The organism is Arthrobacter pascens (assembly GCF_017052465.1).
In the GTDB taxonomy this organism is placed as follows: domain Bacteria; phylum Actinomycetota; class Actinomycetes; order Actinomycetales; family Micrococcaceae; genus Arthrobacter; species Arthrobacter pascens.
Window position 1 is genome coordinate 254,185 of record NZ_JAFHKT010000152.1, and the last position, 21,283, is coordinate 275,467.

19 protein-coding genes and 1 tRNA gene are annotated in these 21,283 nt (G+C 66.7%); 5 read left to right on the top strand and 15 right to left on the bottom strand.

Going from position 1 to position 21,283, the window contains the following annotated elements; genetic code table 11:
- Nucleotides 1-201: 201 nt before the first annotated feature.
- Together JYA52_RS21975 and JYA52_RS21980 are read left to right on the top strand one after the other, a co-directional pair.
- Nucleotides 202-1,275, top strand: a complete 1,074-nt coding sequence (locus JYA52_RS21975) for a LacI family DNA-binding transcriptional regulator (RefSeq protein ID WP_307869507.1) — start codon at nt 202-204, stop codon at nt 1,273-1,275.
- 195 nt (nt 1,276-1,470) lie between these two features.
- Nucleotides 1,471-1,680, top strand: coding sequence for a hypothetical protein (locus tag JYA52_RS21980; RefSeq protein ID WP_205655498.1), 210 nt, complete (start codon nt 1,471-1,473; stop codon nt 1,678-1,680).
- A gap of 203 nt (nt 1,681-1,883) precedes the next feature.
- Here JYA52_RS21980 and JYA52_RS21985 read toward each other — a convergent pair.
- The 5 genes from JYA52_RS21985 to galU all read right to left on the bottom strand — a co-directional run bounded on the left by JYA52_RS21985 (nt 1,884) and on the right by galU (nt 5,471).
- Nucleotides 1,884-1,956 (bottom strand) — tRNA-Ala (locus JYA52_RS21985).
- Between the two features lie 46 nt (nt 1,957-2,002).
- On the bottom strand, nt 2,003-2,800 hold the full coding sequence (locus JYA52_RS21990) for an SDR family oxidoreductase (RefSeq protein ID WP_205655499.1): 798 nt from the start codon (nt 2,798-2,800) through the stop codon (nt 2,003-2,005).
- A gap of 30 nt (nt 2,801-2,830) precedes the next feature.
- Nucleotides 2,831-3,826, bottom strand: coding sequence for a hypothetical protein (locus tag JYA52_RS21995; protein WP_205655500.1), 996 nt, complete (start codon nt 3,824-3,826; stop codon nt 2,831-2,833).
- 112 nt (nt 3,827-3,938) lie between these two features.
- A complete protein-coding gene (locus JYA52_RS22000) occupies nt 3,939-4,559 on the bottom strand; it encodes a GNAT family N-acetyltransferase (protein ID WP_205655501.1) in 621 nt (206 codons plus the stop codon).
- A gap of 6 nt (nt 4,560-4,565) precedes the next feature.
- Nucleotides 4,566-5,471 carry a UTP--glucose-1-phosphate uridylyltransferase GalU gene (gene galU / locus JYA52_RS22005; protein WP_205655502.1) on the bottom strand — a complete coding sequence of 302 codons (906 nt, stop codon included), beginning with the start codon at nt 5,469-5,471 and terminating at the stop codon, nt 4,566-4,568.
- Between the two features lie 89 nt (nt 5,472-5,560).
- Between galU and JYA52_RS22010 the strand changes: the two genes are divergently transcribed.
- The 3 genes from JYA52_RS22010 to cpaB all read left to right on the top strand — a co-directional run bounded on the left by JYA52_RS22010 (nt 5,561) and on the right by cpaB (nt 7,458).
- Nucleotides 5,561-6,172: a 5-formyltetrahydrofolate cyclo-ligase gene (locus JYA52_RS22010; RefSeq protein WP_205655503.1), complete on the top strand. Its 612-nt coding sequence runs from the start codon at nt 5,561-5,563 to the stop codon at nt 6,170-6,172.
- Nucleotides 6,173-6,320: 148 nt separating this feature from the next.
- Nucleotides 6,321-6,587 carry an FmdB family zinc ribbon protein gene (locus tag JYA52_RS22015; RefSeq protein WP_205655504.1) on the top strand — a complete coding sequence of 89 codons (267 nt, stop codon included), beginning with the start codon at nt 6,321-6,323 and terminating at the stop codon, nt 6,585-6,587.
- Nucleotides 6,588-6,717: 130 nt separating this feature from the next.
- Nucleotides 6,718-7,458: a Flp pilus assembly protein CpaB gene (cpaB, locus tag JYA52_RS22020; protein ID WP_205655505.1), complete on the top strand. Its 741-nt coding sequence runs from the start codon at nt 6,718-6,720 to the stop codon at nt 7,456-7,458.
- 35 nt (nt 7,459-7,493) lie between these two features.
- On the opposite strand, the gene JYA52_RS22025 is transcribed toward cpaB, so the two are convergent.
- From JYA52_RS22025 to JYA52_RS22070, 10 genes are all read right to left on the bottom strand, one after another.
- Nucleotides 7,494-7,715, bottom strand: a complete 222-nt coding sequence (locus tag JYA52_RS22025; RefSeq protein WP_205655506.1) for a hypothetical protein — start codon at nt 7,713-7,715, stop codon at nt 7,494-7,496.
- The gene (locus JYA52_RS22030; protein ID WP_240460658.1) at nt 7,712-11,785 is read right to left on the bottom strand and encodes an AAA family ATPase; all 4,074 of its coding nucleotides are present in this window, start codon (nt 11,783-11,785) and stop codon (nt 7,712-7,714) included. Before JYA52_RS22030 ends, JYA52_RS22025 begins: the two co-directional genes overlap by 4 nt.
- A 158-nt stretch (nt 11,786-11,943) precedes the next feature.
- The gene (guaA, locus tag JYA52_RS22035; RefSeq protein WP_205655507.1) at nt 11,944-13,533 is read right to left on the bottom strand and encodes a glutamine-hydrolyzing GMP synthase; all 1,590 of its coding nucleotides are present in this window, start codon (nt 13,531-13,533) and stop codon (nt 11,944-11,946) included.
- 75 nt (nt 13,534-13,608) lie between these two features.
- Complete coding sequence (locus JYA52_RS22040; RefSeq protein ID WP_205655508.1) at nt 13,609-14,112, bottom strand: DUF3817 domain-containing protein; 504 nt, start codon at nt 14,110-14,112, stop codon at nt 13,609-13,611.
- Complete coding sequence (locus JYA52_RS22045) at nt 14,109-14,951, bottom strand: SURF1 family protein (protein WP_205655509.1); 843 nt, start codon at nt 14,949-14,951, stop codon at nt 14,109-14,111. The genes JYA52_RS22040 and JYA52_RS22045 overlap by 4 nt, the downstream gene beginning before the upstream one ends.
- 116 nt (nt 14,952-15,067) lie before the next feature.
- The gene (locus tag JYA52_RS22050) at nt 15,068-15,556 is read right to left on the bottom strand and encodes a PTS sugar transporter subunit IIA (RefSeq protein ID WP_205655510.1); all 489 of its coding nucleotides are present in this window, start codon (nt 15,554-15,556) and stop codon (nt 15,068-15,070) included.
- Nucleotides 15,557-15,606: 50 nt separating this feature from the next.
- Nucleotides 15,607-17,358 (bottom strand): glycerol-3-phosphate dehydrogenase/oxidase, encoded by a 1,752-nt coding sequence (locus JYA52_RS22055; protein ID WP_205655511.1) that lies wholly within the window; start codon nt 17,356-17,358, stop codon nt 15,607-15,609.
- Nucleotides 17,359-17,448: 90 nt separating this feature from the next.
- On the bottom strand, nt 17,449-18,585 hold the full coding sequence (locus tag JYA52_RS22060) for a GuaB3 family IMP dehydrogenase-related protein (RefSeq protein ID WP_205655512.1): 1,137 nt from the start codon (nt 18,583-18,585) through the stop codon (nt 17,449-17,451).
- Nucleotides 18,582-20,456 (bottom strand): ABC transporter ATP-binding protein, encoded by a 1,875-nt coding sequence (locus JYA52_RS22065; protein WP_205655513.1) that lies wholly within the window; start codon nt 20,454-20,456, stop codon nt 18,582-18,584. Before JYA52_RS22065 ends, JYA52_RS22060 begins: the two co-directional genes overlap by 4 nt.
- A 506-nt stretch (nt 20,457-20,962) precedes the next feature.
- Nucleotides 20,963-21,283: a hypothetical protein gene (locus JYA52_RS22070; protein WP_205655514.1), complete on the bottom strand. Its 321-nt coding sequence runs from the start codon at nt 21,281-21,283 to the stop codon at nt 20,963-20,965.

The following is a 21,283-nucleotide window of genomic DNA, read 5'->3' on the forward strand; positions in this document are numbered from 1 at the left end:
GAGACCGGAAGAGTGCTGCGGAACGCCTGCTGCCGAATGAGCGGAGCAGGACCGGGACAAGAATTTGATCGATCAAATTTTGCGCGTTACGATCTTCTCACAGCAAGCGGCAGAAGGAAAAGTCCCCGCAGATCCGTCCTGCCAGCGCGGGCAGCGTCCGACTGGACGCCGCCGGCCGACCAGCAACCCCGAGGAGCATTCGTGGCCCGGCCAACCCTCGCAAGCCTTGCCGCCGAACTCGGTGTGTCACGGCAGACCATCTCCAACGTGATTAACTCGCCGGACCGGGTGAAACCGGCAACACTGGAGCGGGTCCGGGCGGCGATCGAAGCCGCAGGCTACCGGCCCAGCGCAGCGGCACGCCAGCTGCGCACCCGGCGGTCCATGAATCTCGGCATGAGGCTGATGCCGGCCACGGACGGCATCAACGGCTCCATCCTCGACCGCTTCCTGCATGCCCTGACCGAATCCGCCCAGGACGCCGGATACCGGCTGACTCTCTTCTGCGCCGATTCGCACGAGGACGAAGTCCTCCAGTACGGGGAGCTGCTCAATGTCGCAGGCATCGACGCCTTCATCCTCACCTCCAGCAGCCGCAACGACGTCCGGACGAAGTGGCTGCAGGACAACGGCACACCGTTCGCTGTCTTTGGGCGGCCCTGGGAGACGGCGCCGGGGGACGATGCGGCGCGGCATCCCTGGGTGGACATTGACGGCGCAGCCGGCACGGCCGAAGCCGTCACCATGCTCACCGCTCAGGGCCACACCCACATCGCCTTCCTGGGCTGGCAGGATGGTGGCCCGGTGGGCGAGGACCGGCAGGCCGGCTGGGAACGTGCCATGCGCGCCCTGGGCGCCGGCCAGGATATTTCCCGGCTCCGCGCCTCGGCGCCTGACACCATCTCCGGAGGCATCTCCGGCGGCCGGGAACTCATCGCGAGGGGGGCAACGGCGATTGTCTGCGCGAGCGACTCGCTGGCCATCGGGGCCGCGGAAAGCCTCCGCGAGCTCCGTCCTGAGCTGTTCTCCCCCGGGCAGCCGGCCGGACCCGGAGTACGGGCTGCCGTGGTGGGGTTTGACGACACCCCGGTGGCAGCGGCCCTGGGGCTCTCCAGCGTGGCCCAGCCCGTGGAGGACGCTGCCCGGCACATAGTGCGCCTGCTGACGTTCGAGCTGGCGGACCGTGCCGGCGGGAGCAGCGCACCCGAGCAACACCTGCTGCTGGCGCCGCACGTGGTGGAACGGGTCCCCCTGCCGCTGGCGCCTCCGCGCTGACGTCCGCGCCGGCATCCGGACCGGATAAGGGCCGCCAGGTGTTCCCCAATCCCAAGCAAGCGGCTGTATCATCCGTCTACCGTTGCCGTAACGGGTCTCGAGGATCTACGGCTCCGGAAGGTGGCCCGCCCTGGTTCACGGGGAATGGGCGGGCCACCGCCCCCTGGGCAACGCGGGACGCGAAGGGAGACTTACATGGAGCCTGGCATTCACTTCGCCGCAGTCACCTGCGTGGTTCTCGCGGTGACGTGCTTCACCGTCGGTGCGGTGATCTCCCGGCAACCACGTCAACTGCCGATCGGCAATGGTCAAGGGACGGCCGCCGGCCACCTTCGGTTCGCGATGCTTGCCGGGACGGCCTTCAGTCTTACCGGCGCGGCCCTGATCGTCAGGACCCTCATCTGATGGATTGGCCCGCCACCCTTTGGAGACTGCAGGCAAGTGGGCGGGCCACCTGAACCATTGGTATTGCCCCGGAGAGCCATGCGCCCAACACGGCCAGCGCACTGCTTCAGGTTGTTCTCTGCCGTTTCCGGCCCGCCACGCCTGGATGCCCCGAGCTTCTGGTATTTCGGAGGACTTCAAGGCCTTCAAGCCCGTGGAATCTGTGGAGCTAAGGGGATTCGAACCCCTGACCTCTTCGATGCGAACGAAGCGCTCTACCAACTGAGCTATAACCCCGGGGACGCTGCCTCTGGGGAGGAACCGCAACGCCGGTTTCCCTAGGCTACAAATTTTCCGGCCGGTTTGCCAACCAGGCCTCGAATGTCTCCCTGCCGTAGGGCTCCCCGGGGGCCAGATTGCTGCCCGCGCGCAGGAACTGTCCCATCGCGCCAGGCAGCGGGAGCGCGACCACCAGTCCCTGTGAGCCCGTGGCCCGCTTCCACGTGCGCGCCATCGCCGCCATGTCCGTGACATCGGGGCCACCGATCGTCACCAGCCGGTGGCTCTCTCCGGAGGGCGGCTCGAGTGCCGCTTCCAGCAGAGCAGCGGCGACGTCGCCAGGTGCGATCGTCTGGAACCGTGCGCCGCGGATCACCGGAACCAGGCCCACACGGGATCCCGCAGCGAAGATCCGGGCCAGCAGGCTGTGGAACTGCGTGGCCCGCACCGCCACGGTCTCCAGCTCCGCGCGCAAATACACGCGTTCCTTCTCCGCCTTCGACCGGTAGTAGCCGTAAGTGCTTTGGTCGCAGTTCACGATGGACAGCAGGACCGCCTTCGGGACACCGGCCTCCAGCGCCGCACCGAGCAGAATCGCGCCGCCGGCAACAAACTGCCGGAGCGCCTTGCCGGTTTGCCCCTCGAGGCAGTCAATGACGACGTCGGCCCCCGCCAGCGCTTCCGGCAGGCCTTCGCCGGTGGTGACGTCCCCGCGGAAGTAGGTGGCGCCATCGTGCTGCCCGTCAGCACCCTCCGGAGCGTTCCGGCTGAGGACTGCGACGGCGTGCCCCTGGCGCAGTGCCTGGCGCACAACTTCCCGGCCTACCTGGCCGGTACCCCCGGCAACGCAGATGCGGCTCATGCTTAGCGGCTGCAGTCGGCCGTGAAAGGTCTATGCGCGGCGGCGCTGCAGGACGTCGTCGAGGTTGCTCAGCGCGCTCTGCGCCTTGCCCTGCGGCCGGGCCTGCCCGGCGTTCGGCGAGGCGACTGCGGGCGCTGCGGCGTTGCCCTGTTTGAGCGAGGGCTTGCCGGCGGCCTTCGGGGCCTCCGGAAGGTCGAGGGGCTGGGGTGCAGGCCGTTCCGCCTTCGCGGCCTCGACATACGTAGGCTTTGGTACTTCGACGGGCTCCCAAGGGGCGGACTCGTCCGCCGGAGCGGCAGCATCCTGCGCCGTGGAAGCCTGGCCGCTGTTGTCGCCCGCTGCGAGGGCAACCGCCAGGGCGGCCTCACGCAGTTCGACGGCGGTCAGCCGTTTGGGCTCGGGGGCTGCAGCTTCGGCATCGAAGAGCGTGCTTTCGCGACGTGCGGCCGTTTCCTCCGCTGCCTGCCCTGCCTGTGGAACGGCCGGCTGTACGGCGCGGTCCGGGCGCTTCGCTGGTGCACCCATGGCAGCAGAGAAGGCAGCGTTTACTTTCCTGCGGCGGTCGCGCACGGCGAGCCTGCGGAGAAGAACGACGGCGGCGACGCCCGCCAGAAATGACACGGGCGGAAGCCAGCCGCTTGCCAGTCCAAAGATCGCCAACGCACCGGATATGAGGGCAGTGCCGAAAAGCAGGAGCCCGGCCAGTGCGATGGCAGCACGCCCATAGCGGATGCGGAAGGTGCCTCCGTTATTAGCGGCAGGCTTGCCGCCGGGCTTGGCCGGCGTGAAGCGTGCTGCGGATTCGCTGCTCTTCCTGGTGTCCATGGGATTCTCCTGCTGGGCGGTCATGTGAAGGACCGTTCCGGCTTGCGGGTTTGCAGTTTCGTGGTCAACGTTCTCCACCATCAGTTCGCCGGCCGCCTGAAACTGGTGGCGGCCGTTTCGGAGGACGTAGGGGGCCACCCAAACAATCCAGAGCGCAACAGCGACCACAAGGATGACTGAGCTGCTAAGAGGGAAGTCCACACACAAAACCGTATGAGCAATCGGCGACCTGTTGTGGCATTCGTCTCGGTGTGTCGCCCCCTGCCTCTCAAATCATTGGACTTAAGGCCGATAAGTCCACGGCGGGCCCCTGTCAGGCAGGCCTCGAACGCAGCCACCTGTTGAGCAGTCCCTCCGGAACCTCCTCAGAGGTCAGGGCAAAAGTCCTGTGGTCCGCCCACTCCCCGTTGATGTGCAGGAACCGCGGCCGATATCCCTCATCGCGGAAACCGAGCTTCTCCACGACGCGCAGGCTGGGGCGGTTTTCCGGCCGGATGTTGATTTCCATGCGGTGCAGGCCCAGGGTCCGGAAACAATGGTCGGTGGCCATGGCGACTGCGGTCGGTGCGATCCCCTGCCCTGCCCGCGCTTCATCCACCCAGTAGCCCAGAGTCGCCATCATGGCCGAGCCCCAAATGATGGAGGACACCGTCAACTGGCCCACGATGAGGGGATCCCGGAATCCCGGGGTCCATGCGGTGATGAGGAATGGCAGCGCCGTGCCCTGGGCTGCCTGGGCGTTCAGCGACCGCACCATTTGCCGGTAGTCGGGAAGTGCGCCGCCCGGGGCGGGATTGGACGCTTCCCAAGGGGCCAGCCACTCGCTGTTGCGTGAACGGACCGCAGTCCATTCCTTGCGGTCCCGGTACCTGATGGGACGCAGCACGATGTCGCCGCACTCCAGCGTGACCGGCCAGATGTGGCTGACCCTCATGGGGAACTAGTGGGTCAGGCCGGCAGCGAACTTCGGCAGCCACTCGCGCAGGCCGGGTCCCAGGTCGTCGCTGTCGACGGCCAGCTGGACGCACGCCTTGAGGTAGCTGAGCTTGTCGCCCGTGTCGTAGCGCCGGCCGCGGAAGACCACGCCGAACACGCCGCCGCCTTCGCCGTCCCTGCTGGCGAGTTCCTGCAGCGCGTCCGTCAGCTGAATCTCGCCGCCGCGGCCCGGTTCGGTCCGTTCCAGCACATCGAAGACGGCGGGGTGGAGGACATAGCGCCCGATGACGGCCAGATTGGAGGGAGCCTCCCCGACATCCGGCTTTTCCACGAGCTTGTTGATCTTGACGAAGCCTTCGCCTTCGATCTCGGAAATGTCCGCGCAGCCATAGGCACTGATCTCGGAGGGTTCCACCTCGATGAGGGCCACGACGGAGCCACCGGTCTTCGCCTGGACCTCGATCATGATGCTCAGGAGTTCGTCGCGGGCGTCGATCAGGTCATCGCCCAGCAGCACGGCGAAAGGTTCGTGGCCGACGTGCTGGCGCGCACGCAGCACTGCGTGGCCCAGACCCTTGGGGTCGCCCTGGCGGACGTAATGGATGTCGCCCAGGTTGCTGGCGGCCTGGATGGACTCGAGCTTGGCGGTGTCACCCTTGGCCTCCAGCGTTGCTTCCAGCGCAGGAACCCGGTCGAAGTGGTCCTCGAGTGCACGCTTGTTTCGCCCTGTAATCATCAGCACGTCGCTCAGGCCCACCTGTACGGCTTCTTCGACGACGTACTGGATGGCCGGTTTGTCCACCACCGGCAACATTTCCTTGGGCATGGCCTTGGTGGCAGGCAGGAACCTGGTGCCGAGTCCCGCTGCGGGGATGACGGCCTTGCGGACTGAAGGATTAGTGGAAGTCACTCGACTAATGTAACGGAGGGAACATTCATACCGTAAATGCTTCCGGCAGTGGCCAGGCCGGGATTCCGCGCGACAAAGGACGGCGCACCATGTCACCACAGACCCTGCAGTCAAAGGATGAGATCCGCGCCCGGCACCGGAAAATCCGCACGGGCATGCAGCCCGACGCCCTCTCAGCAGCCGCCTCCGGGATCGCCCGTCACGGATTGTCCTGGGCCGCCGCCATCGCGGACGGCGCCACGGCAACGTTTACCGCATACCTGGGTGTGGCCCACGAACCGCCCACCCTCCCGCTGATAACGGCGCTTCACGGTGCAGGCCATAAAGTGCTGCTCCCGGTCTGCGAGCCGGACCGCGCGCTGAGCTGGGTGTACTGGGATCCGGACTGCGAGTTTGTCCGCAGCCGGTACGCGCCCATCAAGGAGCCGGCCGGAGAACGCCACGGCCTGGAGGCCATCCGGGAGGTGGCAGGGCTGTTCCTGCCGGCGACCGCCGTAGACCTGAGCGGAAACAGGATCGGACAGGGCGGCGGGTATTACGACAAGTTCCTGGCGGACGCCGAAGCCGCGGGCCTGCAGGCGCCCAGGGCCGCGGTCATTTACGACTCCGAACTCCTGCCTGCTTCGAGCATTCCTGTTGAGGGGTTTGACCGTCCCGTCGACGCCGTGCTCACACCCTCAGGCCTGGTCCGCCTGACATGATGCAACGCGCGGCAAGATGCTAGAATTGGCACTCAGGCCCTGCGACTGCTAATGGAGCTGTTTCCGGCACGGAGATCCCGCAAGGAAATCCGCGTCACGGCACCCTGGCAGCACGGGACCTGTCGTTTGTCCAAGAGGAGGATCTTCAGTGCCCACGTATGCCTATGCCTGCAAGGATTGCAGCCATGCCTTTGACATCGTGCAGTCATTCACTGACAGCACTCTGACGTCCTGCCCCGAATGCGAGGGAACCCTGCGCAAGAAGTTCAACAGCGTGGGCGTGGTGTTCAAGGGCTCTGGTTTCTACCGGACCGATTCACGGGACACCAAGGGCAGCTCAGTCTCGCCGACGCCTGCCGCGTCGTCACCCGCACCGGCTGCGCCTGCCGCCGCACCTGCCGCTGCCGCCAGCTGACCGGTCCCGTCCCCTCTCACAGCTCTCCGCCACACGGCGGTTGTCCACATACGGGTGCTCGCCCGGGACGCTTTCCACATAGGGCGGGCGTGCACTGCCACCCGGAGCCGAGGTTCCATAGCGTTGCTGCATGCCAGCTCTCGGACTGCCTCCCGCCAGGACCTCCCGCCCCGCTGCCCGCACACGCCGCAGCACCAGGGCGCCCGGATCTTCGGAACGCCGCCGCCCCAGCCGCCTCCAGGGCTGGCTGAACCGCAACCGGCGCCTCGCCGTGGCGCTGCTGCTGTGCGCCGCTGCCGGTATCACGGTCCATCAGCTGACGCCGGCCCCCGCGCCCACACTCCCGGCCCTGGCCGCAGCACGTGATTTACCGGCCGGGGCCACACTGGGCAGCAGCGACCTGGCTGCCGTCAACGTTCCGCCCTTCCTGCTCGCCGCCGGCACGTTCACCGACACTGCACAACTCAACGGACAGCAGCTGGCCGCACCGCTGCGGAAGGGCCAGCTGTTATCCGAGGCCCAGCTCGTGGGGCCCGGCCTGCTCACCGGATCGCCGCCGGGCTCAGCCGCCGTCCCGCTGCGCATGGCGGACCCCTCCTCCATCCAGCTCGTCTCCCCCGGCCAACTCGTAGACATCGTCCTGACCGGCGGGGCGGGCTTCGAACAGCAGTCCCCGTCCAAGGTCCTGGCCAAGGCGGTGCCGGTGCTCTGGACCTCTGCCCGGGAGGGGCAGGGCGGCCAATGGCTTACCACCGGGGATTCCGACGGCCTGATGGTGGTGGCTGCCACTCCGGCGCAGGCAAGCGCACTGGCGGGAGCTTCAACCCAGGGGAAACTCTTCTTCGTCCTCGTGGGCTCCACGCGCCGGTGATCCCGCCGGGCTGCGGCGGCTAATCCCAGTGCGGGCTAACCCCAGTGCGGGGGCTTCTGCTCCTTGAGCCAGGCGTCGTGGTCGTTATCGGATTCTGCGTCGCCCCAGGCCCGGGGGTCGTCCTCGGAGGCCTTGTTGGGCACCACACCGCCAGATTTCAGCGGACCTGGGGTCTTGGCCGGGTCCGGAGACTTGGCCCGTGGGGCAGAAGCCGCCGGGCCTGTGCGGGAATCATGGTCTGTTGATTCGGGGCTCACTGCGCGTTTTCCTTCCTGTCCGGTACACCGCCGTCGTAATCGTTCCCGCCGCCGTTGTCGAGGTTCCCGTCGGACTCGTCACGACGCTGCCGGTCGTCCTGGTCTTCCAACAAGACCTGGTCCTCCAGCACCTCGTCCTGGAACTCCTGCACCTCATCCTCGCGCCCTTGGAACTCTTGCCCCTGGAACTCCTGGCCCTGGAACTCCTGTACCTGGTCTTCCTCGTCCGCCGCCGGCGCGTAGGAGTCGTCGTCCAGGGCCGTGACATCCTCGTCGAAGAAGCCCGGTGAGGCCACAGCCCGGGCCGGGCGCACCGGCTTCTCGAGTCCGAGGTAGCCGCCGATCCGGTCGGCGCAGGCCGAAGGATCCGTGAACACCTCGATCGTCCACAGCGGCATATAGCGCCAGCCCAGACGCTCGAGCAGCTGCGGGCGGAGCCTGCTGCGTTCGCGGACGGTCATCTGGCGGTACTGTTCGGTTCCGTCCGACTCAATGGCCACCGGCCGCGGGATCTCGGCCTCGTCCTGGCCCATCGTGCTCAAGGGGTCGGCCGCGGCCACGACGTCAATGACGCCGTCGTACTGGTGCCAGACGCGTGCCCCGCGGGCCCGAAGCCGTTCTCCCAGGTCGGCCACGAGGGGATCCGCACCCAGCGCCTGCTCGCTTGCCGCGGCCCGGGAAGCCGGCGTGCCGAGGTCGGTGTTGCCGGAAATCTCGCGGTCCAGCAGCTCGTACAGGTCCACGGCACCGTGGGCCAGCCGGGTCCTGTCCAAGTCCTCCGGCTTGAAGCACGTCAGCACATGCAGGGACTCCCGGGCACGCGTCATGGCCAGGGCGAACTTGGCGCGGCCTCCCTCGACGGAGAGCGGACCAAAGTTATGCAGTGCCCGTCCATGGGGCGTCCTGCCATAGCCGGGAGAGAAAATGACGTGGTCGCGGACCAGCCCCTGGGCACGTTCCAGATCCACCACGCGGAACGATTCCTCGCCGGCACTGAAGAATCCGGAAAGCATCGGATAGTTGGGGAGCTGGAGGCGGATGGCCTCGCCGATCCTCGCGGCATGCCGCAGGCTGGCGGTGACGACAGCCAGGGAGGTGCGCGGACGATGGCGGGCGTGCTCGAACACCAGCTCCACGACCCGGTTGACCTCGGCCACCACCGACTCCACCCCTTCGTCGCCGGCGCTTGGCAGTCCGGTGCCGTCAGGCAGGTACTCCACCAGCAGGGCACGGTCCAGGCCCGTCGCGGACTGGCCCTCGGGCAGGCGGCGGAGGCCGCCGTCGTAAAAGCCCTTGCTCAGCTGCAGCACCAGGTCTTCGTCCACGGCGCGGTAGACGGAATGCAGCCGCCACGTCGGAAGGACCGCCGCCAGGGCGCTGTAGGCGCTCTCCACGCTCTGGTGCGTCGGTTCGCCGGCGGCAAGCCGTTCCACCGCCACCGTGAAGGTGCGGGGGCTGGCGATTTTGTCATCACCGAAGGCAATGACCTGTTTGGCGCGGGCCACGGCGGGCAGGACAGCCTGGAGCGACGTCGCCTCGGCGTCGAGAATCACCACGGCGTCGAACTTCTGCTCGGCCGGGAGGAGCCCGGTCATGAGGTAGGGGCTCACGGACCAGACCGGCACCAGCATCGGGACCAGCGCAGGAGCCTGGGCTGTCAGCGCCGCAAGGGTGACCCGCCCGTCCTTGAGCAGGCTCCGGAGGAGGTCCGCCTGGCGCGGGTTCGCCGCGATCCCGGCGCGCCAGCGCTCGGCCAGCTGCCACCGCAGACGGCCCGCGCCGCTGGCGATGTGTGCGTTGTCTGCGAGCCGGTACTCGGCTTCGAGCTGGCGCAGGGCGTCGCCGTCGGACATCGCGAGGTAGTCGTCTCCGCTGATCATCGCTTCGAGCGCGGACTGCCACCAGGCCAGGTCAAGCTCGGCGGCGACGGACTCGGCCGGAACCTCCCGCTCGGACAGGTCAGCGAGCAGTTCGCCCAGGCCATGCTCGCGCATGTTCTCGATGAGGAGCGTGCGCTCCGGAAGCGTCTTGAGCGTCTGGGAGTCGGCCACGAGCCGCTCCAGCCGCTCCATCAGTTCCGGATAGGCGGTCTTTTCGAGTGCGCCGCCGGCCGCCGTGTGCCGCAGCGCGTCCCCGAGCTGCTTGAGTTCCCGGGTGAGCCCGCGGTACATGATGCTGATCTCGGCCAGGCCGGACGGCACCGCCGGATGCCGCTGCGTCGTGGCATAGTCCGACCACAGCGCACGCTGCTCCTGGACCAGCACCAGCGAGCTGTGAAGGTCGGAGATGTGCACGCCCGGGCGGACGTATTCCTTGGCCACCCGCCGCAGGCGCGACCGCTGCATGGAGGGCATGTCCACGCCACGTTCCCGACGCCAGGCCGAGGACGCGGTGGCCGAGATGAGGTCGTGGACAGGCCGGTCGAAGATGTCCGGGGTGAACTTGTCCAGGCTTTCCCGGACGGCCACGAGCAGCCTGAGCTGGGAGCCCCACTCGGCAAAGTTCATGCCGAGCCGGATCTCGGCGTGGTCCGCGACGTCCTTCATGCGGCCATGCAGCACCGGCAGTTTTTTCTCCACCGAGCGCGCGAGGTCCTGCGCCTCCTCGGTCTCCTTGCGCGTCACGAGGCGGGCGCCGTGCCAGGGGCTCGACGTCGAGGCCTTGCTGAAGCTGCCGAGTTCCGCGGCGCGCTTCAGCCTGCCGGCGAGTTCCTCGCGGTCCCGGATGTTGTCCAGCACGCTGCGTTTCAGCCTCACGGTGGTGGCGGGGGCGGGCTGGATGGACGTCAGCTCCGCGAGGGACTGCATCGCCTGGTAGGGCGAGCAGCCCCACCGCTCACGGACGTTGTGCAGTGACGCCACGTGGTCCATCAGGGCGTGGCGGTGCTCCGTGAGGGTCCGGTGCAGGGTGCCCAGGCGCGGCTCGGCCGACTTCTCGTTCCTCACGATGGCCCGGACCAGCTGCCCCTTGAGCTGCTGGGGCGTTGCGCTGCCTGAGAGCTGGAACAGGATGGACTCCAGGCCGAGGCCTTCGAACTTCGCCGCCACTTCGTTGAGGCTGGCGCGCCGGTCCCCCACCACGAGGACGGTTTTGCCTTCATCCACCAGCGCGCCGATGGTATTAATGGCGGTCTGGGTCTGGCCGGTGCCGGGCGGGCTGCTGACCAGCAGCGACTCCCCTGCCCGCACAGCGTCGATCACGTACTGCTGGTCCGCGTCGGCGTCGAGCAGCAGCAGCTCGTCGGCGGGACTCCGCTCGTCCACGCTCGGGAAACGCCCGGGCTCCAGGGCAGGGACGTCCTTCACCTCGCCGGCTGCGGCCCGGGCCAGCGAGGCCACGACGGCATTCTGCTCGTTGATCCAGGGGTCGTCCAGGTTGCCCGCGAGGTCCGCAAACGTGGACACCAGCAGGTTGTACTCCACCTCCGCGCCGTGGATGGGCTTGACGAGGGTGCTAAGCCTGTCCAGCACCGGCTGCGGATCGAAGCGTGCCGTGCTGTAGGCCATCCTGGTGACCGCGTTGACGTCGAACACGATGCCGTGCACGGTCTTCAGGTGGCGGATGAGCGCAGGGTTGATGTGGGCCTGCTCCGTGAGCTGAAGTTCGTAGTCATCTTCCCCGGGCCTGATGGTCAGGGAGATGGCGGTCAGCATGACCGGCGCGGAGACGCGCTGCGGCTTACCGCCGACGGCGGATGTCCACACCACGGTGCCCGCAGACAGGTACCCGGCTTCGATGCCGCGGTCGTTGGCCAGTTCGAAAATCTTGGAGCGAAGGTTCCGCGACGCGCGGGCGGCCACGACGTACTGCTGGTGGTCCCGGATGAGCGTGGACAGCCGTGTGCGGCGTCCTGCCATGAGCTGGGCAAGGCCGGAGGGGTGCGCGTGCGTCAGGTCGATGGAACCTTCAGGCGTTTTCGTGAAGCGCAGCATTGTGTCCGCCCCGGTGACGGGCTTAAGCGCGGACAGCCACTTTTTGAGCTCCTCCGAACCATCGGGGTCGACCTGACCAACTGACACTGCTGCCTTCTTTTCTGCGCTTGCACGTGACGCCATGGACCATACGGGCATACTTTCGAGCGTAGCCGGAAACGGCCGCCCGTGAGAGACCGCAACACTGGAACGGGCTAAGTTGCGGCGCATTTCACCCGACGCCAGGCCCGGGAGATGCCGCCGCGGCTTTAAAGCGGAGTGGCCGGCCTCCTGTCGGAGACCGGCCACTCATACTGCTATTCCCACTCGATGGTTCCCGGCGGCTTGCTGGTGACGTCCAGCACCACCCGGTTGACGCCGTCGACTTCGTTCGTGATGCGGTTCGAGATCCGCGCCAGCAGGTCGTACGGGAGGCGGGACCAGTCTGCCGTCATCGCGTCCTCGGAGGAGACGGGGCGCAGCACGATCGGGTGGCCGTAGGTCCGGCCGTCACCCTGGACGCCCACGCTGCGGACGTCCGCGAGCAGTACGACGGGCATCTGCCAGACGTCGTTGTCGAGGCCGGCGGCGGTCAGCTCGGCGCGGGCGATGGCGTCTGCCTTGCGCAGCAGGTCCAGGCGCTCCTTGGTGACCTCGCCGACGATCCGGATTCCGAGGCCGGGGCCGGGGAACGGCTGGCGGCCCACGATCTCGTGCGGCAGTCCGAGCTGGGCGCCGACGGCGCGCACCTCGTCCTTGAACAGGGCACGCAGCGGCTCGACCAGCTCAAACTGCAGGTCCTCCGGCAGGCCGCCCACGTTGTGGTGGCTCTTGATGTTCGCAGCACCCTCGCCGCCGCCTGATTCGACGACGTCCGGGTACAGGGTGCCCTGGACCAGGAACTTGATCTTCTCGCCGTGGGCCGCGGCCTCGGCGATGATGGCCAGCTCGGCCTCTTCGAACGCGCGGATGAATTCGCGGCCGATGATCTTGCGCTTGGTCTCGGGGTCGCTGACTCCGGCAAGGGCGGCCTGGAAGCGCTCCTGCTCGTTGGCCACGTAGAGCTTGACGCCGGTGGCGGCGACGAAGTCGCGCTCGACCTGTTCGGCCTCGCCTTCGCGCAGCAGTCCGTGGTCCACGAAGACACAGGTCAGCTGGTCCCCGACGGCGCGCTGGACCAGCGCGGCGGCGACGGCGGAGTCCACGCCGCCGGACAGGCCGCAGATGACCCGGTCGCTGCCGATCTGCTTGCGGATCCGGTCGACCTGCTCCTCGAGGATGTTGCCCGTGGTCCAGTTCGGTTCCAGCTTGGCGCCCTTGAACAGGAAGTTCTCCAGGACCTGCTGGCCGTAGGCGGAGTGCTTGACCTCCGGGTGCCACTGCACGCCGTACAGGCACTTTTCCTCGTTGGCGAAGGCAGCCACCGGGGCACCCGCCGTCGTGGCGAGGACATCGAAGCCGTCCGGCGCCTCCTGGACGGAGTCACCGTGGCTCATCCAGGTGTTCTGCAGTTCGGGAACACCGGACAGGATGGAGCGGGCACCACCCACGGCGGTGGCCTCGGTGGAGCCGTACTCGCGCAGCCCGGTCTGGGCCACCTTTCCGCCCAGCGCGTTAGCCATCGCCTGGAAGCCATAGCAGATGCCGAAGACCGGGACACCTGCCTCAAAGAGGTCGGCGCCGACGCTCGGAGCGCCGTCCGCGTAGACGCTGGAGGGTCCGCCGGAAAGGATGATGGCGGCGGGGTTCTTGGCCAGGAGCTGCTCGGTGGTGTAGGTATGCGGAACCACTTCCGAATACACATTCGCTTCCCGGACGCGGCGGGCAATCAGCTGCGCGTACTGGGCACCGTAGTCAACAACCAGCACCGGCTTCTGGGAAGTCTGGGATGCAGTGGGAGTAGTCACCGTCCTAGACTACTTTGCGCCGTTGCCCCGACGCACCTTGAGGGGCCCTGCTGTGACGCACTAAACGTCAAGTGCCTAGTAGCGGCTCGCCGCTTCCGGGTTTGCTGCGAGTTCGGCTTCCACCTCGGCGTGGAACTTCTTCTCCACGATGAAGGACAGGAAGGGCACCACGCCGCCGAGCGCCAGCAGGATCATCTTGACGAACGGCCAGCGCATCAGCGTCCACAGCCGGAAGTTGGAGATGAGGTATACGACGTACATCCAGCCGTGGACGATCAGCACTGCCACGGACAGGTTCACGCCGCCGAGCACGCCTTTGGGTTCGGCGTCGGCGAACCCGAATCCGAACGGCTGGCCGGTCACGGCGTTGGTTCCGCCGGCGAACAGGTACTGGCCAAAGCCGTAGCGTGCCACCAGCTCCGCGCAGAGCAGCAGCAGCATGGCGCCGGTGAGGTAGGCCATGACCTTGTAAAACTTCAGGGCAGAGCGGATCTGCGCCTGCGTGCCGCCGAAGCGCCGCTTCTTCGCTCCCGCTGAGTTCGACGGCTGCGGCTGGACGGCAGGCTTGGGTTCAATCATGGCTGTACCTTTTGTTGGATCTCGTTTGGTTGGGTGGGTTCCGGTCCGGCATGGCCGCTGTCCTCATGCTCCTCGAGGCTCCGCTGGTAATCGTCCTTGACCAGCCGCCACCAGACGAAGAGGGCGAAACCCGCGAAGACAATCCATTCCACGGAATAGAAAAGGTTGAGCCAGTTGACCTTGGCCGGCGGAGGCTGGGCGCCGATGTTGAGCGGTTCCAGGCCCCCAACAGCGGCGGCAGCACCGACGTCGGACGTTCCGGAAATCTCGGTTGTGGCGGAAACAAAGGCAGGGTAGCTGCTGACGTTCCAGACGTTGATGAGCTCGGCCACCGAGACGGCGGAGGCCTGTCCCGGAGCGGGCGCCGTGCCCGGCACGGGCGCCTCGGACGGCAGGAGCCGTCCGGTCAGGCGGATGGTGCCCGACGGCGGATCCTCGGCGTCAGCGGGGTCGGCAACCCACCCGCGCGCCACCGGGATCCAGGTTTTCGGGGAAACTGCCGCGCCCTTGAGCGCGGGGGCGCCGTCGACGGCGAAGGCCGACACCACCCAGTAGCCCGTCTTCCCGCTGTTGAGCCGGCCCGGAATGATCACCTGTTTGGCGGCGTCGTAGCTGCCCGTGGCGGTGACCATCTGGTCGGCGACGGAGCCGCGGAAGAATTCACCGGGCTGCAGCAGCCCCGTGAGGTCCTTGACTTCCTCAGTGGTCGGACTGACCGGCACCTCGGGCTGCGTGGATCGGCCGAACTGCCACTGGCTGAGCAGCACAAAGACACCGGAGACGACGATCGCAAAGACCAGGCCTGCGATCCACCGGGGCTGAAGGGCTGTTTTCCACACCCCTTAACCGTACTTCGTCTCCGTGTAGAACAACGAAACGGCTGATGGCGGCCCTAGAGTGGGGCAGCAGGGTCCCTACGTGGCGACGGAGTCGACACGAAGGGCCTGCCCCAATCTTAGTGGTCGAAGAACACCAGGCTCGAGTTGATCAGCTCTGCGATCACTTCGGCGTCGTAGGCCCTGCGCAGCGAGTCGCGGAACGATTCCTTGGAGAGGGACCTCGCGAGGGTGGCCAGCACTTCCAGGTGGTCGGAGAACGAGCTCGCGGGCGTGGCAATGAGCAGCACCACGTTGGCCGGGCCGTCGGCGGCGCCGAAGTCGAGGGCCTTTCCGTACTTGGCAATGCCGACGGCGATGGACGTCCGCGACACGAACTCGCTGCGGGCGTGGGGCAGGCCTACTCCCCCGGGCAGCCCGGTGGCGAGCTGGTGCTCACGGGCGTTGACGTGCTCCAGGAACCCGTCAAGGTCGGAGATCCGGCCGGCGTCGTAAAGTTTGCGGGCAAGCTGCTTTGACGCATCCAGCTTGTCCGTGGCGTCCATCTCCAGAATCACCATGTCCGGTGTGGTGAGCTCAGCGTCGTAACGGTCCAGTGCTTCCGCCAAGTGGTGTCCCTTCAGTGTGGCTTGGGCCACTTGCGCGGCGGATGGCGATCTCAGCGCAGCGGCACGATGTCCTCGACGCCCAGGCGTGCGGCGTCGGCCGATTCATCGTCCGGCTGCTGCTGGCTGAGTCTTTCGGCTTCCACCCGCGCAAGGTAGTGCTTGATTTCGCTTTCCCGCTGCGCATCGCTCCAGCCAAGAATTTCTCCCATAAGTTTAGCGACTACCGGCGCGGCGGAAACACCACGGTCCCAGGACTCGATGGAAATGCGGGTCCGTCGGGTCAGCACGTCCTGCACATGCCGGGCACCTTCGTGGCTTGCCGCGTAGACCGCCTCGGCCTGCAGGTAGTCGTCGGCTCCGGGCAAGGGCTCCGCGAGTTCCGGGTTGTCGTGAATGATTGCCAGCACTTCCGGCGTCATGGCCCCGTACCGGTTGAGCAGGTGCTCCACCCGCGCCACATGCACGCCGGTCTCCTCGGCGGTCCTGTTGCGGCGGTTCCACGCCGCCTTGAATCCGCTGGCGCCCAGGAGCGGGATGGTTTCCGTGCAGCTCGGCGGCACGCGTTCGTCCATGCTCCGCGTGGCCTCGTCCACGGCGTCCTTGGCCATGACCCGGTAGGTGGTCCACTTGCCGCCGGCCACCACGACGAGACCGGGCACCGGATGGGCCACCACGTGTTCGCGGGACAGCTTGGCTGTGGAGTCGTTCTCCCCTGCCAGCAGCGGCCTGAGGCCCGCGTAGACGCCCTCCACGTCCTCGCGGGTCAGGGGGCGCTTGAGGACGGAATTGACGTGCTCGAGCAGGTAGTCGATGTCCTTGCTGGACGCCGCAGGGTGGGCCTTGTCCAGGTGCCAGTCGGTATCCGTGGTGCCGATGATCCAGTGCCGCCCCCACGGGATGACGAACAGCACGGACTTCTCCGTGCGCAGGATGAGGCCGACGGTTGACTGGAAGCGGTCCCGCGGAACCACCAGGTGGATGCCCTTGGACGCGCGGACCTTGAGCTGGCCGCGCTCGGTGACCATGGCCTGGGTTTCGTCCGTCCAGACGCCGGTGGCGTTAATGACCTGCTTGGCCCGGACCTTGAAGCTGGAGCCGTCTTCATGGTTGACCACCTTGGCGCCGACGACGCGTTCGCCTTCGCGGAGGAAGTCGACGACGGCCATCTGGTTGACGGCGTGGGCGCCGTAGTGGGCGGCGGTGCGGACGAGGTTGGCCACATACCTGGCGTCGTCCACCTGCCCGTCGTAGTACCGGATGGAGCCCACGAAGGCGTCGTCCTTGAGGCTGGGCGCCGCCCGCAGGGTGCCGCGCCGCGTCAGGTGCTTGTGGAACGGGACTCCGCGCTTGTGGCCGCCGGAGATGGACATGGCGTCGTAGAGGGCAATGCCCGCGCCGATGTATGGCCGCTCGAAGAACGGCCTGGTCAGCGGATAGAGGAACGGCACCGGGCGGGCGAGGTGCGGTGCCAGCTCCGACAGGAGCAGCCCGCGTTCCTGCAGCGCCTCTTTGACCAGCCCAAAGTCCAGCATCTCCAGGTACCGGAGCCCGCCGTGAATGAGCTTGGAGGAGCGGGACGAGGTGCCCGCCGCCCAGTCGTTGGCCTCCACGATGCCGACGCTGAGCCCCCGCGTGACAGCGTCGAGCGCCGCGCCGCAGCCGACGATTCCGCCGCCGACGATGAGGATGTCGAGTTCCTTGCCAGGCTGGGTGGTGGCCTTGAGGGCCTCGAGCGAAGCTTCCCGTGCCTCCGGCCCCAGGGCTCCCCTGGACGCGGGCGAACCGCCGGCGAAACTGGTCATGATGCGCCTCCAACCTCATCGAACGTCGTAGTTCACCAGACTACTTGCTACCTCTGCCGATGGGCAGGGCACGGGAGGAGTGCGGCAGGGTCAGTTTCCCGCGTAGGGCGAGACGACGACGTCGACCCGCTGGAACTCCTTGAGGTCCGAGTAGCCGGTGGTCGCCATCGAGCGGCGCAGCGCTCCGATCAGGTTCGATGTGCCGTTGGTGTGGTGGCCGGGGCCGAAAAGGACTTCCTCCAGGGGCCCTACCGTGCCGACGTTGACGCGGTCGCCGCGGGGCGATTCGAGGTGGTGGGCCTCCTGGCCCCAGTGCCATCCCCTGCCCGGTGCCTCGTCGGCGCGGGCCAGGGCGGTGCCGAGCATGACGGCGTCGGCGCCCATTGCAATCGCCTTGACGATGTCGCCCGAGGCGCCCATGCCGCCGTCGGCGATGACGTGCACGTACCGTCCGCCGGATTCGTCCATGTAGTCGCGGCGCGCGGCGGTGACGTCGGAAATGGCAGACGCCATCGGCGAGTGGATCCCGAGGGCTCGGCGCGTGGTGGAGGTGGCGCCGCCGCCGAAACCGACCAGGACGCCGGCGGCGCCCGTGCGCATGAGGTGCAGCGCGGGGGTGTAGCCGGCGGCACCGCCGACGATGACGGGCACGTCGAGTTCGTAGATGAACTGCTTGAGGTTCAGCGGTTCGTGGTCCTTTGACACATGCTCGGCGGAGACCGTGGTGCCGCGGATGACAAAGATGTCGACGCCGGCCGCCACCACGGTTTTGTAGTGTTCCTGGGTGCGCTGCGGCGTCAGGGATCCGGCGACCGTGACCCCGGCCGCCCGGATTTCAGCGAGCCTGGACGTGATCAGGTCCGGCTGGATGGGTGCCTGGTAGAGCTCCTGCATCTTGCGGGTGACGGCCGGGCTGTTCGTTTCGTCGTCGAGCGCGGCGATCTGGTCCAGCACCGCTTGCGGGTCTTCGTACCGCGTCCAGAGCCCTTCGAGGTCCAGGACTCCCAGCCCGCCGAGCCGGCCCAAAGCGATTGCCGTCGCGGGCGACATGGCGGAGTCCATCGGCGCGGCGATGACCGGCATGTCGAACTGGTAGGCATCGATCTGCCACGAGACGGAAACGTCCTTGGGGTCACGCGTGCGACGGTTGGGGACGATCGCGATGTCATCCAGGGAGTAGGCACGACGCCCACGCTTGCCACGGCCAATCTCAATCTCGTAAGTCACGTGACCACTTTACTTGACCGCTGCGGGCTCCCTGGCTCCAGCTGCGATTCGAACATCCTGAAGTAGCGGCCACGCAGCGCCACGAGTTCCTTGTGCGTGCCCTGCTCCACGAGCCGGCCGTCCTCCAGCATGTAGACGATGTCCGCTTTCTCGATGGTGGCAAGGCGGTGGCTGATGGCGATGATGGTGCTGCTCCGGTCCGCGAATAGCCGGGTGAAGATGCGGTGCTCGGCCAGGGCGTCAATCGCGGAGGTCGGCTCGTCCATCACCATGAACGAGGCGTTCCGGTAGAAGTTGCGTGCCATGGCCAGCCGTTGCCACTGCCCGCCGGAGAGGCCGCTGCCCTTCCGGCCCCGCGGATCCTCCATCCAGTTGCTGACGTGGTTGTCCAGGCCGTTGGGAAGCTTGTTGATGAAGTCGAGCGCTTCGGCGTCCGCCGCGGCCCGGCCGATCCGGGCATCGTCGCGGGGAGAGTCAACGTCGCCGAAGAAGATGTTCTCCGCTGCGGTGGCAAATTCGTACTTCAGGAACTCCTGGCTGAGCACCGCCAGGTGGCGGTGCCATGAGGTGACGTCGACGGCGGCGAGGTCAACGCCGTCGAGCAGCACCTGCCCCGAGTCGGGCCGGTAGAGCCCGGCCAGGATCCTGATCAGGGTGGACTTGCCGGCACCGTTTTCCCCGACGATCGCGATGTGCTGCCCCTCCTTGATCGTCAGGGAGATCCCCTTGATGACCTCCAGTTCACTGCCCGTGTAGGTGAACCGGATATCGCGCAGTTCAACGGTTCCCGGCGCGGCGAGGAGCGGCGGCGAGTGGTCGGAGTGCACCGGCAGCGCCATGAACAGCTCATAGTCCTTGAGGTTGGCGAGGTCCTCGTCGATGGAGCTCAGCGAGGAGACGAGGCTGTTGGCGGTGGACAGCGCACGGCTGACGATCTGCTGCACGTACAGAAACTGCCCCACCGGCTGGGCCCGCGCGATGATCTGGCCGACCACCCAGATCAGGGACACCACCTCCGCGCCGTACTGCAGGGCGTCCGCCGCCAGCTGCTTCGGGATGTAGCGCTTCTGGAAGTCCAGCCGCCTCTTCTCGTCGGCATCCCGGAGCCGGGAGCGCAGCTCCATGAGGTAGCCAACAATCCCGTACAGCCGCATTTCGGCGATGTGCTGCGGGCGCAGCAGGTTGGTTTCGATCATCCTGCGCTGGCGGCGGGAGTCCACCTGCGTGTTCCAGTGCGCAATCTGCTCGCGGGAGAGTTTGAACTGCAGGTAGACGCTGGGCACGATGGCGACCAGGACGATCACGGCGATCCACCAGCTGACCAGCAGGAGGGCGCCCACGGCCAGGATCACAGAGACCAGCTGCGTGAAAATCGCGGCAATCCGGTCCAGGACGCGGGCGTACGAATCTGAGAACCTCTTGGCGCGGTCGTAGAGGTCCACGGTTTCTTTGTCGTCGTAGCGCCAGAATTCCAGGGCGAGGAAGCGCTCATACATGAGGTCGCCCACGATCGCGCCCACCTTGAAACTCATGAGCTGCTGGATGTAGCGGTCCACGCTGCTGAAGCCGCCCCAGAACAGGCCCAGGGCCGCCGTGATAATCACATACACGACGGCCTGCTGGCCTGCAGCGGCGTCGCCGGCGTATGCCGCCGCCAGGGCCGTGGTGGTCAGGGCTGCGAAGTACGTCGTGACGAGGGGCAGCACCGCCGAAATCAGTGAGCCGGCGACCTTCATGATCACCGCCGCCGGGGAGGCCCGGAAACTGACGCGCAGTACCTGCGCCACCGCGCGGGCGTACGGCCTCACCGCAAGCTTGCGATGTGCGTCCCGTTTGGGGTTCAGTTCTGCCGGATGGCGTGGTGCGGACATGGCATCAGCCTAGTCCGGCACCCCGCCGGTGATTGAGCCTGCCGAACCGGTGTTTGAGCCCGTCGAAATCCATGTCAGTTTCCGAAGCCGTCTGCACCGGCTTGTCCGGCCCGAATACCTGACCCCCACACGTACATATGTACTCATTGTTGTGAAAGGCGTAGGTTTTCATAACTCATGTTCAATCGAAGGCACGATCACGGTTAGAGGTTGAAAAGTGCGGACGCCGACGCCTTGCATAGCTTCGCTCGTCTTGGCCGTTAGCCTGAGCAGCTGCACTTATGCAGATCCTGACCCGCAGTTGACGTCACGGACCGAAACACCATCATCCATTCAGACGGCCGCTCCGACACCCTTTACCATCGACCCAGGATACGTCCCTGGCATGTGGGGGGACTTGGATGGCGAAGGCGGAGTCAGGCTTCTGGAGGAACGGGGACTCAAATACCGCGTGCTGGAATATCAGGGTCCAGGCAGTGGCTATGGCAACGGAAAAGAACTGGACGTCAGTGCAGGCGTTCAAGGATGGAAGATCCTATATACCATTCCGCAATATGGAAGAAGCGTTGATCTGAAGTCCGGTGAACCTGTCCTAATTTTCGTCCAGCGATCAACACCTTCCCCGACGCCACCATCGCAACCCCGTCCCAGCAGTAGAGATCAGGCGGACGGATAACCAGTGAATCTGGTGCAAGCAACTCCGGACAAAGTACTGACAATCCAGGTTTCGACAAGCTCAACCAGCGGTTGGTTTCGACAAGCTCAACCAGCGGCAGCCCGCCGGTGATTGAGCTCGTCGACATCCAGGTTTCGACAGGCTCAACCAC